Origin of the sequence: Pseudomonas capeferrum, assembly GCF_000731675.1 — a bacterium.
GTDB classification, from domain to species: Bacteria; Pseudomonadota; Gammaproteobacteria; order Pseudomonadales; family Pseudomonadaceae; genus Aquipseudomonas; species Aquipseudomonas capeferrum.
The window spans coordinates 2185294-2199071 of sequence record NZ_JMIT01000001.1 but is presented as its reverse complement, the minus strand read 5'-3'; the positions used below and the strand labels follow the sequence as shown (position 1 = coordinate 2199071).

Sequence of the window (13778 nt, the reverse complement as noted above, 5' to 3'; positions counted from 1 at the left end):
CTCAGTTGGCCTCGGCCGGGGTGGCGTCGCTGACAGCCGGGGTCACGCCGGGCTTGATCCACCAGGTGTCGATGCCGATGTCGTACTTGGGCGACACCTTGGGGTGGCCGATGTGGTTCCAGTAGGCCACGCGCCAGGTCTTGATGTGCCAGTTGGGGATCACGTAGTAGCCCCACAGCAGTACCCGGTCGAGTGCGCGCGCATGGTTGATCAGGCTCTGGCGTGATTCGGCATTGATCAACTGCTCTACCAACTGGTCGATGGCCGGGTCGCGCAGGCCGATGAAGTTGCGGCTGCCAGGGTTGTCGGCAGCGGCACTGGACCAGAACTCGCGCTGTTCGTTGCCCGGCGAATTGGACTGCGGGTAACCCCCGACGATCATGTCGAAGTCGCGAGAGCGCAGGCGGGTGATGTACTGCGAAACGTCGACCCGGCGGATGTTCAGGTCAATGCCCAGGTCGGCGAGGTTACGCTTGAACGGCAGCAGGATGCGCTCGAACTCGGTCTGGGCCAGCAGAAACTCGATGGACACCGGCTTGCCGTCCTTGTCGACCATCTTTTCCTCGACGATCTTCCAGCCGGCGTCCTGAAGCAGCTTGTAGGCCTGGCGCTGCTGTTCGCGGATCATGCCGCTGGCGTCGGTGACCGGGTTGTGGAAAGCCTCGCTGAAGACTTGCTCGGGCACTTTGCCGCGCAGCGGTTCGAGAATTTTCAGCTCGTCAGGCGTGGGCACGCCCCGGGCGGCCATGTCGGAGTTTTCGAAGTAGCTGCCGGTGCGGGTGTAGGCACCGTTGAACAGCTGCTTGTTGGTCCACTCGAAGTCCAGCAGCAGGCTTAGCGCCTGGCGCACGCGGATGTCCTGGAACACCGGTTTGCGCAGGTTGAAAATGAAGCCCTGCATGCCGGTGGGGTTGCCGTTGGGCAGCTCTTCCTTGATCAGGCGGCCATCGCGGACCGCCGGGACGTTGTAGGCGGTGGCCCAGTTTTTTGCGCTGACCTCCAGCGCATAGTCGAACGCCCCGGCCTTCAATGCCTCCAGTGCGACGGCCGTGTCGCGGTAGGAGTCGAAGGTCATGGCATCGAAGTTGAACTGGCCGCGGTTGATCGGCAGGTCCTTGGCCCAGTAGTCCTTGACCCGCTCGTAGCGGATGGTGCGCCCGGCCTTGACCTCGGCGACCTTGTACGGGCCGCTGCCCAGGGGGATTTCCAGGTTGCCGCGGTTGAACTCGCGGCTTTCGTACCAGTGCTTGGGCAGTACCGGCAGTTGGCCCAGAATCAGCGGCAGTTCGCGGTTGTTCTGGTGCTTGAACTTGAACAGCACCCGTAGCGGGTCTTCGGCGACCACTTCGGCGACGTCGCCGTAGTATTGGCGGTACAGCGGTGCGCCGTCCTTGATCAGGGCGTTGAAGGTGAACACCACATCCTCAGCGCGCATCGGGTGGCCGTCATGGAAGCGCGCTTCGGGGCGCAGGTAGAAGCGTACCCAGCTGTTGTCCGGGGCCTTTTCGATCTTGCCGGCGACCAGGCCGTATTCGGTGAACGGCTCGTCCAGGCTCTGGCGCATCAACGTGTCGTAGATGACGCTGATGTTCTCGGCCGACACGCCCTTGTTGATGAACGGGTTGAGGCTGTCGAAGCCACCGAAGCTGGACTGGCGGAAGGTGCCGCCCTTGGGGGCATCCGGGTTGACGTAGTCGAAGTGCTGGAAGTTGGCCGGGTACTTGGGCGCCTCGTCGTAGAGCGTAAGCGCGTGTTGCGGCGCGGCCAGGGCCGGAAGGCTCAGGCAGGCCAGCAGCAGGCTGCCGGCCAGCCGGCGCAGGCGGTGCGTTGGCATCATTGGGCTTTCTCCGAAGTCTTGATCCACCAGCTGTTCAGCCCCAGGGTATAGGGCGGCGTGGTGACAAAGGCGAACCGGTTGCGGTAGGCCAGGCGGTGATTGTCGAGGTACCAGTTGGGGATCATGTAGTACTGCCATGAAAGCACGCGGTCCAGGGCGCGGGCGGCGGCCACCTGGTCATCGCGGGTGCGCGCGGCGAGCAAGGTGTCGAGCAGGTGGTCGACCACCGGGTCCTTGACCCCAGCATAGTTCTTGCTGCCTTTGGTCGAGGCCTGGCTTGAGTGAAAGTACAGCCACTGTTCGAGGCCGGGGCTCAAGGTCTGGTTCAGGGTCATCAGAATCATGTCGAAATCGAACTGGTCCAGGCGTTGTTTGTACTGGGCGCGGTCCACGGTACGCAAGCGTGCGTCGATACCGATGCTGGACAGATTTTCGACATAAGGTTGCAGGATGCGTTCGAGGTTGGGGTTAACCAGCAGCAACTCCAGGCGCAGTTGCTGGCCTTTGCTGTCCACCAGGCGCTGGCCGTTCAGCTTCCAGCCGGCTTCGCCAAGCAGGCTCAGGGCCTCGCGCAGGGTCTGGCGGTTGATGCCGCGGCCGTCGGTCTGGCTGACCTTGTAGGGTTCGCTGAACAGTTTTTCCGGCAACTGGTCACGGAACGGTGCCAGCAACAGCCACTCCTTGCCGGTGGGCAGGCCGGTGGCGGCGAATTCGCTGTTGGGGTAATAGCTGGTCGAGCGGCGGTAGGCGCTGCTGAACAGGGCGCGGTTGGTCCACTCGAAGTCGAGCATCAGCCCCAGCGCCTGGCGCACTCGGGGGTCGCTGAAGGCAACCCTGCGGCTGTTCATGAACAGGCCTTGGGTCTGGGTTGGGATGCGGTGCGGGATCTGTGCCTTGATCACATCGCCACGGCGTACCGCCGGGAAGTTGTAGCCATTGGCCCAGTTCTTTGCCTGGTGCTCGATGTAGATGTCGAACTCACCGGCCTTGAACGCCTCGAACGCCACGGTGGCGTCGCGGTAGAACTCGTACTCGACCCGGTTGAAGTTGTACTTGCCGCGGTTGACCGCAAGGTCCTTGCCCCAGTAGTTCTTTACCCGCTCGAACACCAGGCGGCGCCCGGGCAACACCTGGGTGATGCGATAGGGCCCACTGCCCAGCGGCGGCTCGAAGGTGGTGGCCTTGAAGTCGCGGCCTTGCCAGTAGTGCTTGGGCAACACCGGCATTTCACCCAGGCGCAGGATCAGCAGCGGGTTGCCGGCACGCTTGAAGACAAAGCGAATACGCAGGGGGCCGAGGATGTCCACCCGCTGCACTTCTTGCAGGTTGGTGCGGTAGATGGGGTGGCCATCCTTGAGCAGTGTGCGATAGGAGAACGCCACGTCCGCCGCGGTGATCGGGCGGCCGTCATGGAAGCGTGCCTGCGGGCGCAGGTTGAACACCACCCAGCTGCGGTCTTCGCTGTACTCCACCGAGCGCGCGATCAGGCCGTAGCTGGAGGTGGGTTCGTCGCCCGAGGGGTCGTACTGCCCGGTGCCGATCATCAGCGGTTCGTTCAGTTCGCTGATGCCGTACTGCTGGAAGTTCGGCGTGGTAATCGGGCTCGAACCCTTGAAGGTGTAAGGGTTGAGCGTGTCGAAGGTACCGAATGCCATGGCCCGCAAGGTGCCGCCTTTGGGCGCTTGCGGGTTGACCCAGTCGAAGTGGGTGAATGTGGCTGGGTACTTGAGCATGCCGAACTGCGCGTATCCGTGGCTTTCGCTCACCATCGCGACGGCGGGAAAGCTCAAGGCCAGGCTGAGTGACAGCAGGAGGGGACGTATCAAGTCGGCATCCGATCCAGAGGCGTTGGGCTTTGATCGAGTACAGTAACAGCTTGGTGGGGTTGGAAAAAGAGAGGTTTTGAAGGCGGTTGATCGTTTGAGGAAAGCTAAACCTGCAGGAGCGGCCTTGCGTCGCGAAAGGGCCGCAAAGCGGCCCCTGGCATTACATCAGTGAGAGAGGTAAACGGTCAGCGTCTGCCCTGGCTTGAGCGCATGCCCGCTGCGCGGGTTCCAGCGCTTGAGGTGTTTCATTTCGACATTGAAACGCTTGGCCACCAGGTACAGCGAGTCACCCTTGCGTACTTTGTACTGGGTCGAGCGTTTCGAGGACGCCGCCACCCGGTTACCGGCGGCACTCGGCGCATTGCCGCCGCGCAGAGCCAGTACCTGGCCGGCCCGGAGGCTGTTGCCGGACATACGGTTCCAGCGCTTGATGTCCCTGACCGATACGCGGTTCGCCTTGGCAATGCTGCCCAGGTTGTCGCCACGCTTGACCCGGTAGCTGCGCGCTGCCACTGGGGCCTTGGCTTCGGCCACGGCGCGGGCGAACACGGCCTTGTTCGGCTGCAGGCTGATCAACTGCTCAGGCTTGAGGTTGGACAGGCTGGCGGACAGCAGTTGCGCCTTGGCGGTGGGCACCAGCAATTGCTGGGGGCCGTCTACAGTCATGCGCTTCTTGAAGGCCGGGTTGAGCTGGATCAGCTCGTCTTCGTCGATGTCGGCGAACGCCGCAACGCGCGAAAGGTCGAGGCGATCATTGATGGCGACCGCCTCGAAGTAGGGTTCGTTGGCAATCGGGTTCAAGTTGACGCCATAGGCATCCGGAGTGGACACCACCTGCGACAGGGCCAGCAGTTTAGGCACGTAGTCGCGGGTTTCCTGCGGCAGGGGCAGGTTCCAGTAATCGGTTGGCAGGCCGAGCTTTTCGTTGCGTTCGATGGCGCGGCTGACCGTGCCTTCACCGGCATTGTAGGCGGCCAGGGCCAGCAACCAGTCGCCGTTGAACATGTCGTGCAGGCGGCTCAGGTAGTCCAGCGCGGCGTTGGTCGAGGCGGTCACGTCGCGACGGCCGTCATAGAAGTTGGTTTGGCGCAGGTTGAAGTGGCGGCCGGTGGACGGGATGAACTGCCACATGCCTGCCGCATGGGCGCGCGAGTAGGCCATCGGGTTGTAGGCGCTTTCGATGGCTGGCAGCAGCGCCAGCTCCAGCGGCATATCGCGTTCTTCGAGGCGCTCGACGATGTAGTGCAGGTAGAGGCTGCCGCGCTCGCCGGCGCTTTCGATGAAGCGCGGGTTGCTGGCGAACCACAGGCGCTGCTGCTCGATGCGCGGGTTGACGTCGATGCTGTCCTGCAGGGTGAAGCCCTGGCGCATGCGCTCCCACACGTCCTGCGGCACCTGCTCGGCCGGCTTGATCAGTAGCGGGGCCGGCTTGTGCTTGATCCGCGCCTGATAGTTGTGCGCGCGAACGCTATCGGATTCGTCGAGCTGACGGGTGCTCTGGCAGCCCACCAACGTGGCGGCCAGGGCCAGCGCACTGATTTGGGCCAGACGCGTCAGGGCGACGGAATGAGAGGTTCTGCGGCTACGGGAAGACATCGGCTGGGACAGGTATCCGGGCGAAAAATTTCGGCGATTCTAGAAACCGCTACCGGCCTGGTCAACCTTTGACCCTCACATGCGATATATCTTGAGGTTATCAGAAGGTGTCCTTCCAAGACCTCAAGGCAGCAAAAACAGCGACATGCGTGGTGTTTGAATGTCCCTTCCATTCGTCTGCTTTTTGTTTAACGGATGTTTCAGTCGTGCGAATAAAGGGGTTGGTAAGCCGTTCCAGGCCAATCGTTGATGGCAATGTGATGCGATTGTCGGCGCGTAGCCGGGTAACCTCGTCGAAGCGCTGCAGAACGTGCGGGTTTTGTGGCTCCACTGCCTTGGCAAAGCGCAGGTTGCTCAGCGTGTATTCGTGGGCGCAATACACCTCAGTGTGCGCCGGCAGGGCGGCCAGGCGCTGCAGGGAAGGGTGCATCTGTTCGGCAGTGCCTTCGAACATGCGCCCGCAACCGGCGGCGAACAGCGTGTCGCCACTGAACAGCAAGGGTGTGGCTGGTTGCGCTGAGTAAAAGGCGATATGCCCCAGTGTATGGCCAGGTACGCCGATGACCTGGAACGCCAAGCCCAGCACGCTGATTTCATCGCCGTCTGCCAGTGCGGCGTCGCGGGCGGGAATCTGCTCGTTGGCCGGGCCGTAGACCTTGGCGCCGGTCAATTGCTTGAGCCGTTCGACACCGCCGACATGGTCGTTGTGATGGTGGGTCACGAGGATATCGCTCAATATCCAGTCGGGGTTGGCCGCCAGCCAACGTTCCACTGGGCCGGCGTCGCCGGGGTCGACCACCGCGCAACGGCGTTTGGCAGTATCCTGTAACAACCAGATGTAGTTGTCGGAGAAAGCGGGGAGAGCATCGATCTGTATCATGGTGCGGATCCGTATCGCCAAGCGTGGGACATGAGGGCATCTTAGCCGCGATGGCGTGGCACGAGAACCTTCGAGGGAGAACGCAATGACCGACCAAGCCTTTGCCCAGGCCGACCCCGATTGGGTCGAGCTGATCAGCCTGGCCCGTGAGTGGTTCAATGGCCCGCTCGGCCAGTTGATGCTCAAAGAAGAGGAAAAACTGCTGGAAGAAGAGCTGGGGCGCTTCTTTGGCGGTTACCTGGTGCACTATGGGCCCTGTGCCGAAGCGCCGCCCAGCGCGCCCCAGGTGCAGCGCAACGTGCGCCTCGGGGCACCCTTGCCGGGCGTGGAAATCGTCTGTGAAGAGCAGGCCTGGCCATTGAGCGAGCATGCTGCCGACGTGGTGGTGCTGCAGCATGGCCTGGACTTCAGCCTCACCCCCCATGGCTTGTTGCGCGAGGCCGCCAGCGCCGTTCGCCCGGGTGGGCACCTGCTGATTGTCGGCATCAACCCCTGGAGCAGTTGGGGCATGCGCCACCTGTTCAGCCATGGCGCCCTGCGCAAGGCCCGCTGCATCTCGCCTTCGCGGGTTGGCGACTGGCTCAACCTGCTCGGCTTCGCGCTGGAGAAACGCCGCTTCGGGTGCTATCGTCCGCCGCTTGCCTCGCCGGCCTGGCAGCAACGCCTGGCAGGCTGGGAGCGGGTGGCGGGCGGCTGGCAAATTTCCGGCGGCGGCGTGTACCTGCTGGTGGCGCGCAAGATGGTGGTCGGCCTGCGGCCGTTGCGCCTGGAACGCCGCGAGCCCATGGGCAAACTGCTGCCGCTGCCGCTGGCCAAGGTCAACCGTACGGTGGCCAATCCTGATACTGAAAAGCACTGAACAAGAGTGGTACATGAGCGATAGCGTCGAAATGTTTACCGATGGCGCCTGCAAGGGCAACCCTGGCCCTGGCGGCTGGGGCGTGCTGATGATCTACAAGGGCGTCGAGAAGGAACTGTGGGGCGGCGAACGCGAGACCACCAACAACCGCATGGAGCTGATGGCCGCGATCCAGGGCCTGATGTCGCTCAAGCGTGAATGCGAGGTAGTGCTGACCACCGACTCGCAGTACGTGATGAAAGGCATCAACGAATGGATGGTCAACTGGAAGAAACGGGGCTGGAAGACTGCAGCCAAGGAGCCGGTGAAAAACGCCGACCTCTGGCAGTTGCTCGACGAACAGGTCAACCGGCACAAGGTGAGCTGGAAGTGGGTGCGCGGCCACATCGGCCACCCGGGCAACGAACGGGCCGACCAGCTGGCCAACCGCGGGGTCGATGAGGTGCGCGCCCAGCGTTGAGCTGGGGTACAATCGCGTCCTTTGTAACTGATGCAAGTTGGAGCCCCCGCGTGGAGCAGCAGCAAGATAAACGCCTGGTCATTCTCGATACCGAAACCACCGGCATGCCGGTCAGCGAAGGCCATCGCATCATCGAGATCGGCTGTGTCGAGGTCATGGGCCGTCGCCTGACCGGGCGGCATTTCCACGTCTACCTGCAACCGGATCGCGAGAGTGACGAGGGCGCCATCGGCGTTCACGGCATCACCGACAGCTTCCTGATCGGCAAGCCGCGCTTCGCCGAGGTTGCGGATGAATTCTTCGAGTTCATCCAGGGCGCCACGCTGGTCATCCACAACGCGGCGTTCGACGTTGGCTTCATCAACAACGAGTTCGCCCTGCTGGGCCAGCACGACCGCGCCGACCTTGCGCAGCATTGCACCATCCTCGATACCCTGTTGCTGGCGCGTTCCCGTCACCCGGGGCAGCGCAACAGCCTCGACGCGTTGTGCAAACGCTACGACATCGACAACTCGGGCCGTGAGCTGCACGGCGCACTGCTCGACTCGGAACTGCTGGCCGACGTTTACCTGGCAATGACCGGCGGCCAGACCAGCCTGTCGCTGGCCGGGCAAGGTGCTGACGGCGACAGTGACGGGCAGGGCGGTGGCGGCAGCGAGATCCGCCGTATTACCGGCCGTGCACCTGGGCGGGTGATCATGGCCAGTGCCGAAGAGCTGGAAGCGCATGCCGAACGGCTGGCGGCGATCGCCAAATCGGCGGGGGCGCCGGCGATGTGGCAGGCGTTGAGCGAAGCCCCTGCACCTTGACCATGCGCCCTTTGTAGGAGCGGCCTTGCCGGGGCGCCGGACCGGTCGGAAAGGGGCGCGTAGCGGCCCCGGCAATCTCTGCAGCGACACAGAACCTGGGGCCGCTACGCGACCCTTTCGCGACACAAGGCCGCTCCTACAACTACCCTGAAAAGGACACCCCGTCCTGCAGAGGTAGCTGCCTGATGTACAAGGACCTCAAGTTCCCCATCCTCATCGTCCACCGTGCGATCAAGGCCGACAGTGTTGCCGGTGACCGCATCCGGGGTATCGCCGAGGAGTTGCGCCAGGACGGCTTTGCCATCCTGGCCGCAGCGGACCACGCCGAAGCGCGCCTGGTCGCGGCCACCCACCACGGCCTGGCCTGCATGCTGATCGCCGCCGAGGGCGTGGGCGAGAACACTCACCTGCTACAGAACATGGCCGAGCTGATTCGCCTGGCCCGTTTGCGCGCACCTGACCTGCCGATTTTTGCGTTGGGCGAACAGGTCACCCTGGAGAACGCCCCCGCCGAGGTCATGAGCGAGCTGAACCAGTTGCGCGGCATTCTCTATCTGTTCGAAGACACCGTGCCGTTTCTTGCGCGCCAGGTGGCACGCGCCGCCCACAGCTACCTTGACGGCCTGCTGCCGCCGTTTTTCAAAGCCTTGGTGCAACACACCGCGCAATCCAACTACTCCTGGCACACACCGGGGCACGGCGGCGGTGTGGCCTACCACAAGAGCCCGGTGGGCCAGGCCTTTCACCAGTTTTTTGGCGAAAACACCCTGCGTTCGGACTTGTCCGTTTCAGTGCCGGAGCTGGGTTCGCTGCTCGACCACACCGGCCCCTTGGCCCAGGCAGAGGCCAGGGCTGCACGCAACTTCGGCGCCGACCACACGTTTTTCGTGATCAACGGCACCTCCACTGCCAACAAGATCGTCTGGCACGCCATGGTCGGCCGTGATGACCTGGTGCTGGTGGACCGCAACTGCCACAAATCGGTGGTCCACGCGATCATCATGACCGGGGCCATTCCCATTTACCTGTGCCCCGAGCGCAACGAGCTGGGCATCATCGGCCCGATACCCCTCAGTGAGTTCAGCCCTGCATCGATCCAGGCGAAGGTCCAGGCCAACCCCCTGGCGCGTGATCGCGGGCAGCGGATCAAGCTGGCAGTGGTCACCAATTCCACCTACGACGGCCTGTGCTACCACGCCGGGATGATCAAGCAGACGCTGGGGGCCAGTGTCGAGGTGCTGCACTTTGACGAGGCCTGGTTCGCCTACGCGGCGTTTCACGAGTTCTTCGAAGGGCGCTATGCCATGGGCACGGCCTGCGCTGCTGACAGCCCGCTGGTGTTCAGCACCCACTCCACGCACAAGCTGTTGGCGGCCTTCAGCCAGGCGTCGATGATCCATGTGCAGGAGGGTGCCAGCCGCCAGCTGGACCGTGACCGCTTCAACGAAGCGTTCATGATGCACATCTCGACGTCGCCGCAGTACAGCATCCTAGCGTCACTGGACGTGGCCTCGACCATGATGGAGGGGCCGGCCGGGCGCTCGCTGTTGCAGGAAATGTTCGACGAGGCGTTGAGCTTTCGCCGGGCGCTGGCCAACCTGCGCAAGCATATTGCCGCTGCCGACTGGTGGTTCAGCATCTGGCAACCGCCAGCGGCAGAGGGCATACAGCACCTTGCCGCGCAGGACTGGCAGCTTCAGCCGGGGGCTGAGTGGCATGGTTTTGGTGAAGTGGCGGGCAACTACGTGTTGCTCGACCCGCTGAAGGTGACCTTGGTCATGCCCGGCTTGAGCGCAGGGGGTGTGTTGGGCGAGCAGGGTATTCCGGCGGCGGTGGTCAGCAAGTTTCTATGGGAGCGCGGCCTGGTGGTGGAAAAAACCGGCCTGTACAGCTTCCTGGTGCTGTTCTCCATGGGCATCACCAAGGGCAAGTGGAGCACCTTGCTGACAGAGCTACTGGAGTTCAAACGCCACTATGACGGCAATACCCGGTTGAGCGCCTGCCTGCCGAGTGTGGTGGCAGCGGACACTTCACGTTATCAAGGCATGGGGTTGCGCGAGCTGTGTGACCAGCTTCACGAGTGCTACCGCGCCAATGCCACGGCCAAGCAGCTCAAACGGTTGTTCACAAGCTTGCCGGAGGTTGCCGTCAGCCCGGCACGGGCCTATGACCAGATGGTACGCGGCGAAGTGGAGGCGGTGCCGATCGAAGCCCTGCTTGGCCGTGTCGCAGCGGTGATGCTGGTGCCGTATCCGCCCGGCATTCCATTGATCATGCCGGGAGAGCGGTTCACCGAAGCGACCCGCTCGATACTCGACTACCTGGCGTTTGCCCGAGCTTTCAACGATGGCTTCCCGGGTTTCGTTGCCGACGTGCATGGCCTGCAGAACGAAAGCGGTCGCTACACCGTGGACTGCATCAAGGAATGCGAATGATCTCGACGCCGGTCTGTGCCAGCTCGAAACGGTTTTCGCCCAGGTGGTTGACGCGGTCGCCGATTGCCAGGCGGTAGGTGGTGATCGGTGCGCCCAGCGCGCTGCCGTCGACCTGGAGGGTGGACTCCTGGAACTCGTGGACGGGGTAGATGCGGCCTTCGGCGTCACGGGCGTGGAATTGGCCGACCATTACTGCTGCCATTTGGGTGAAAACCTCTGAATTACGTAGGAAATATCTGCAAACATAGACCGTACAAGATACCCGGAAGTTTTCCCCTCGTGGAAAAAAAACCAAAGCGGCGAGAAACGGTCATCTATAACTACAACGTCTCTTAGCCAGCAAAGGTTGGAAATCGCCATGAGCCAGGTGTATTCGGTAGCGGTCGTCGTCGGCAGCTTGCGCAAGGATTCCTACAACCGCAAGGTAGCCCGCGCACTTTCGGAGCTGGCGCCGTCCAGCCTTGCCTTGAAGATCGTCGAGATTGGTGACCTGCCCCTGTATAACGAGGACGTCGAGGCCAACGCACCTGAGCCCTGGCAGCGCTTTCGCGAGCAGATCCGCGGCAGTGATGCGGTGCTGTTCGTCACGCCGGAGTACAACCGTTCGGTGCCGGGTTGCTTGAAAAATGCCATCGACGTCGGCTCGCGGCCCTATGGTCAAAGCGCCTGGAGCGGCAAACCGGCTGCGGTGGTGAGTGTGTCGCCGGGGGCGATTGGCGGTTTTGGCGCCAACCATGCCGTGCGCCAGTCGCTGGTGTTTCTCGACATGCCCTGCATGCAGATGCCTGAGGCGTACCTCGGTGGCGCGGCCAACCTGTTCGAGGATTCGGGCAAGCTCAACGACAAGACCCGGCCGTTTCTGCAGGCCTTTATCGACAAGTTCGCCTCGTGGGTGAAGTTGAACAGGGCGGTTTGAGGGTGACGGCAATGGGCCGCGCAGCGGCCCCGGCCGTTTATCGGAAGCTGTAGGACACCCCTGCATAGACCGCAAACCCTTCGCCCGGCGTCGACCGGGCGATGTCCTGCCCGCCATCGTTGTAGCCCGGCGTCACTGTCGCGGCATAGCGCTTGTTGGTCAGGTTGCGCAGGTCCAGCCAGGTCTGCCAGTCCTGTTTCGGTGAGTCCCAACCCAGGCGTGCCCCCAGCAAGGCATAGGCATCGGCGTGGTAACTGTTGGCATAGTCGACCTGCACCTTGGAGGCCATCTGCGTATTGACCCCGGCATAGAACCCGCTCGGCCAGTCGTAGCGCAACTCGGCCTGGTAGTAATGCATGGGGATGCCAGGCAAGCGGTTGTCAGCGAAGGTGTCATCGTCACGGTAGTGGAAGTCACTGAAGGTGTAGGCCTGGCGCAGGCTCAGCTTGCCCCTGCCGGCTTGCTCCCACAAGGTGCTGTCCAGGCCCGCCTCGACACCTTGGTGTACGGTGGCGCTGGCATTGTATTCTTTGGCCGGCAGGCCCTGCACGATTTCCACGGCCAGCAGTTCGTGGCGCACTTGCGAGTAATACCACGCCAGGTCCCAGCGCCCCAGCGCAGAGTCGCCGCGTGCGCCCAGTTCAAGCGTGGTGGCTGTCTGGTTCTGCATTTCGACAGGTTGTGTCGCCGCCGTGGCGCTCCAGATCAGCGACCACGGGTGCGGTGGCTCGACGGACCGGCTCAGGTTGCCATAGACCTGCAGGTGCGGGTTGATGTCATAGCGCAGGCCCAGGCGCGGCGCGTAGTCCCAGTCGTGCTGGCTGACCTTGCCGCCGGTGGCAGGGTAGCTGACGTCACTTTCACGTCGGGTATAGATCATCGCCAGGCCCGTGGTCAGCCACAAATCAGGGATCAGCTCCAGATCGTTGCCGACATGCAGCACGGTATCCGAGCCCTGGTAGCTGAAGTCGCGGCTACGCGCGCCGAAGTTGTCACCGCTGGTGCGGGCAAATTGCGAGGCACCGCTGTTGGGCAGGTGTTTGGTGGTCCGCCAGCCCACGGTGGTCTTGCTCTCGTGGCCCAGCAGGGTATCGCGGCGCAGGTAGTTCAGGGTGCCGCTGACATCGGTGTAGGCGACCTTGAGGCGCATCGGGCCTTCGCGCAGGTCCATCGGGAAGTCGTGATAGACCAGCCCGGCTTCTACCCGGGCATCGTCGTCAAGGTAGAAAGTGGTCTTGTTGGCCACCCAGGTGCTGCCCGGTTGCGGCCGGCTGTCGTCGCGGGCCAGGTACGCCGCGTTGGCGGCACGCGGGTCGTGCTTGATCTGGTCCTTGGTCAGGCGCCCGGCCAGGTCGTTCTCGGTTTCGCGATAACGCAGGTAAAAACGTGTTTCAAGGTTCGGGTTGAACCGGTAGCCGACATTGGCGGCGATACCCTTGGCGCTGCCACTGCTGTGCGCCTGATAGCCGTCGTATTCCGAGTCGGTCAGCGCCACGTAGTAATCGAGGTTGCCCAGCACCTGGCCAGAACTGATGTGCCGATGTTGGTAGCCGCGGCTACCAACCTCGTAGCGCACCTGCAGTGGCGCGGCATCGTAACCGGTGTGGGTGACATAGTTGATGGCACCCCCCAGGGCCAGGGCGCCCTGATCGAAGCCATTGGCCCCGCGCAGTACCTCGGCGCGGCTCAGCCATAGCGGCTCGAACAGTTCATAAGGGGTGCCGCCGGGGCCGGTCAGCGGCAAGCCGTCGAACATCGTGTAGACCCCGGAGCCGTGCGCCCCCGGAGCGCGGTTGATGCCCGAACCACGGATCGACAGCTTGATGCCATCATTGCCCGCCGACTGGGCGAACACCCCAGGCTGGTAGGCCAGCACATCCTGATTGCTGGCGACCCGGCCTTGCCCCACGCGGTTCATGTCCACCAGATTGCTGGCGCCAGGGATTTCCCGCAGGTGCTCGGCGGCAGCCTCCAGTTCGGTCTGTTGCTGATCTTCGATCAACACTTGGTCGAGTTCGACGCGGCCTGTGGCCTGGGTGGCGCTGGAGGCCAACAGGGCCAGCAAGGAGAGGGGGAGGGTAGGGCGCATGGCAAGGGCTTCCAGATCGATAAGCGGGAATCTGACGCTGCAAGTGTCAGACGAAGCACAGCTTTCGTTCT

The 13778-nt window shown here is 63.1% G+C and carries 11 protein-coding genes; 5 read left to right on the top strand and 6 right to left on the bottom strand.

Going from position 1 to position 13778, the window contains the following annotated elements:
• Position 1 precedes the first annotated feature (1 nt).
• From PC358_RS09860 to gloB, 4 genes are all read right to left on the bottom strand, one after another.
• The gene (locus PC358_RS09860; RefSeq protein WP_033699215.1) at positions 2–1837 is read right to left on the bottom strand and encodes an extracellular solute-binding protein; all 1836 of its coding nucleotides are present in this window, start codon (positions 1835–1837) and stop codon (positions 2–4) included.
• Complete coding sequence (locus PC358_RS09855) at positions 1834–3663, bottom strand: extracellular solute-binding protein (RefSeq protein ID WP_033699214.1); 1830 nt, start codon at positions 3661–3663, stop codon at positions 1834–1836. The genes PC358_RS09860 and PC358_RS09855 overlap by 4 nt, the downstream gene beginning before the upstream one ends.
• Before the next feature lie 165 nt (positions 3664–3828).
• Positions 3829–5259 (bottom strand): lytic transglycosylase domain-containing protein, encoded by a 1431-nt coding sequence (locus PC358_RS09850; protein WP_033699211.1) that lies wholly within the window; start codon positions 5257–5259, stop codon positions 3829–3831.
• A 100-nt stretch (positions 5260–5359) separates the two neighbouring features.
• Entirely contained in the window at positions 5360–6139 is a 780-nt protein-coding gene (gene gloB, locus PC358_RS09845; protein WP_033699209.1) for a hydroxyacylglutathione hydrolase, read from the bottom strand.
• Between the two features lie 85 nt (positions 6140–6224).
• On the opposite strand from gloB, the gene PC358_RS09840 reads away from it, so the two are divergent.
• From PC358_RS09840 to PC358_RS09825, 4 genes are all read left to right on the top strand, one after another.
• Positions 6225–6998, top strand: coding sequence for a class I SAM-dependent methyltransferase (locus PC358_RS09840; protein ID WP_033699207.1), 774 nt, complete (start codon positions 6225–6227; stop codon positions 6996–6998).
• Positions 6999–7011: 13 nt separating this feature from the next.
• Positions 7012–7458, top strand: a complete 447-nt coding sequence (rnhA, locus tag PC358_RS09835; protein ID WP_033699205.1) for a ribonuclease HI — start codon at positions 7012–7014, stop codon at positions 7456–7458.
• 50 nt (positions 7459–7508) lie between these two features.
• Positions 7509–8267 carry a DNA polymerase III subunit epsilon gene (gene dnaQ / locus PC358_RS09830; RefSeq protein ID WP_033699203.1) on the top strand — a complete coding sequence of 253 codons (759 nt, stop codon included), beginning with the start codon at positions 7509–7511 and terminating at the stop codon, positions 8265–8267.
• Positions 8268–8452: 185 nt separating this feature from the next.
• Positions 8453–10702 carry an Orn/Lys/Arg family decarboxylase gene (locus tag PC358_RS09825; RefSeq protein WP_033699201.1) on the top strand — a complete coding sequence of 750 codons (2250 nt, stop codon included), beginning with the start codon at positions 8453–8455 and terminating at the stop codon, positions 10700–10702.
• Here PC358_RS09825 and PC358_RS09820 read toward each other — a convergent pair.
• The gene (locus tag PC358_RS09820; protein WP_033699199.1) at positions 10686–10904 is read right to left on the bottom strand and encodes a hypothetical protein; all 219 of its coding nucleotides are present in this window, start codon (positions 10902–10904) and stop codon (positions 10686–10688) included. The genes PC358_RS09825 and PC358_RS09820 overlap by 17 nt on opposite strands.
• A 156-nt stretch (positions 10905–11060) precedes the next feature.
• On the opposite strand from PC358_RS09820, the gene PC358_RS09815 reads away from it, so the two are divergent.
• Positions 11061–11618, top strand: coding sequence for an NADPH-dependent FMN reductase (locus PC358_RS09815; RefSeq protein WP_033699197.1), 558 nt, complete (start codon positions 11061–11063; stop codon positions 11616–11618).
• 37 nt (positions 11619–11655) lie between these two features.
• Here PC358_RS09815 and PC358_RS09810 read toward each other — a convergent pair whose 3' ends face one another.
• On the bottom strand, positions 11656–13707 hold the full coding sequence (locus PC358_RS09810) for a TonB-dependent receptor family protein (RefSeq protein WP_033699195.1): 2052 nt from the start codon (positions 13705–13707) through the stop codon (positions 11656–11658).
• Between the last annotated feature and the right edge of the window lie 71 nt (positions 13708–13778).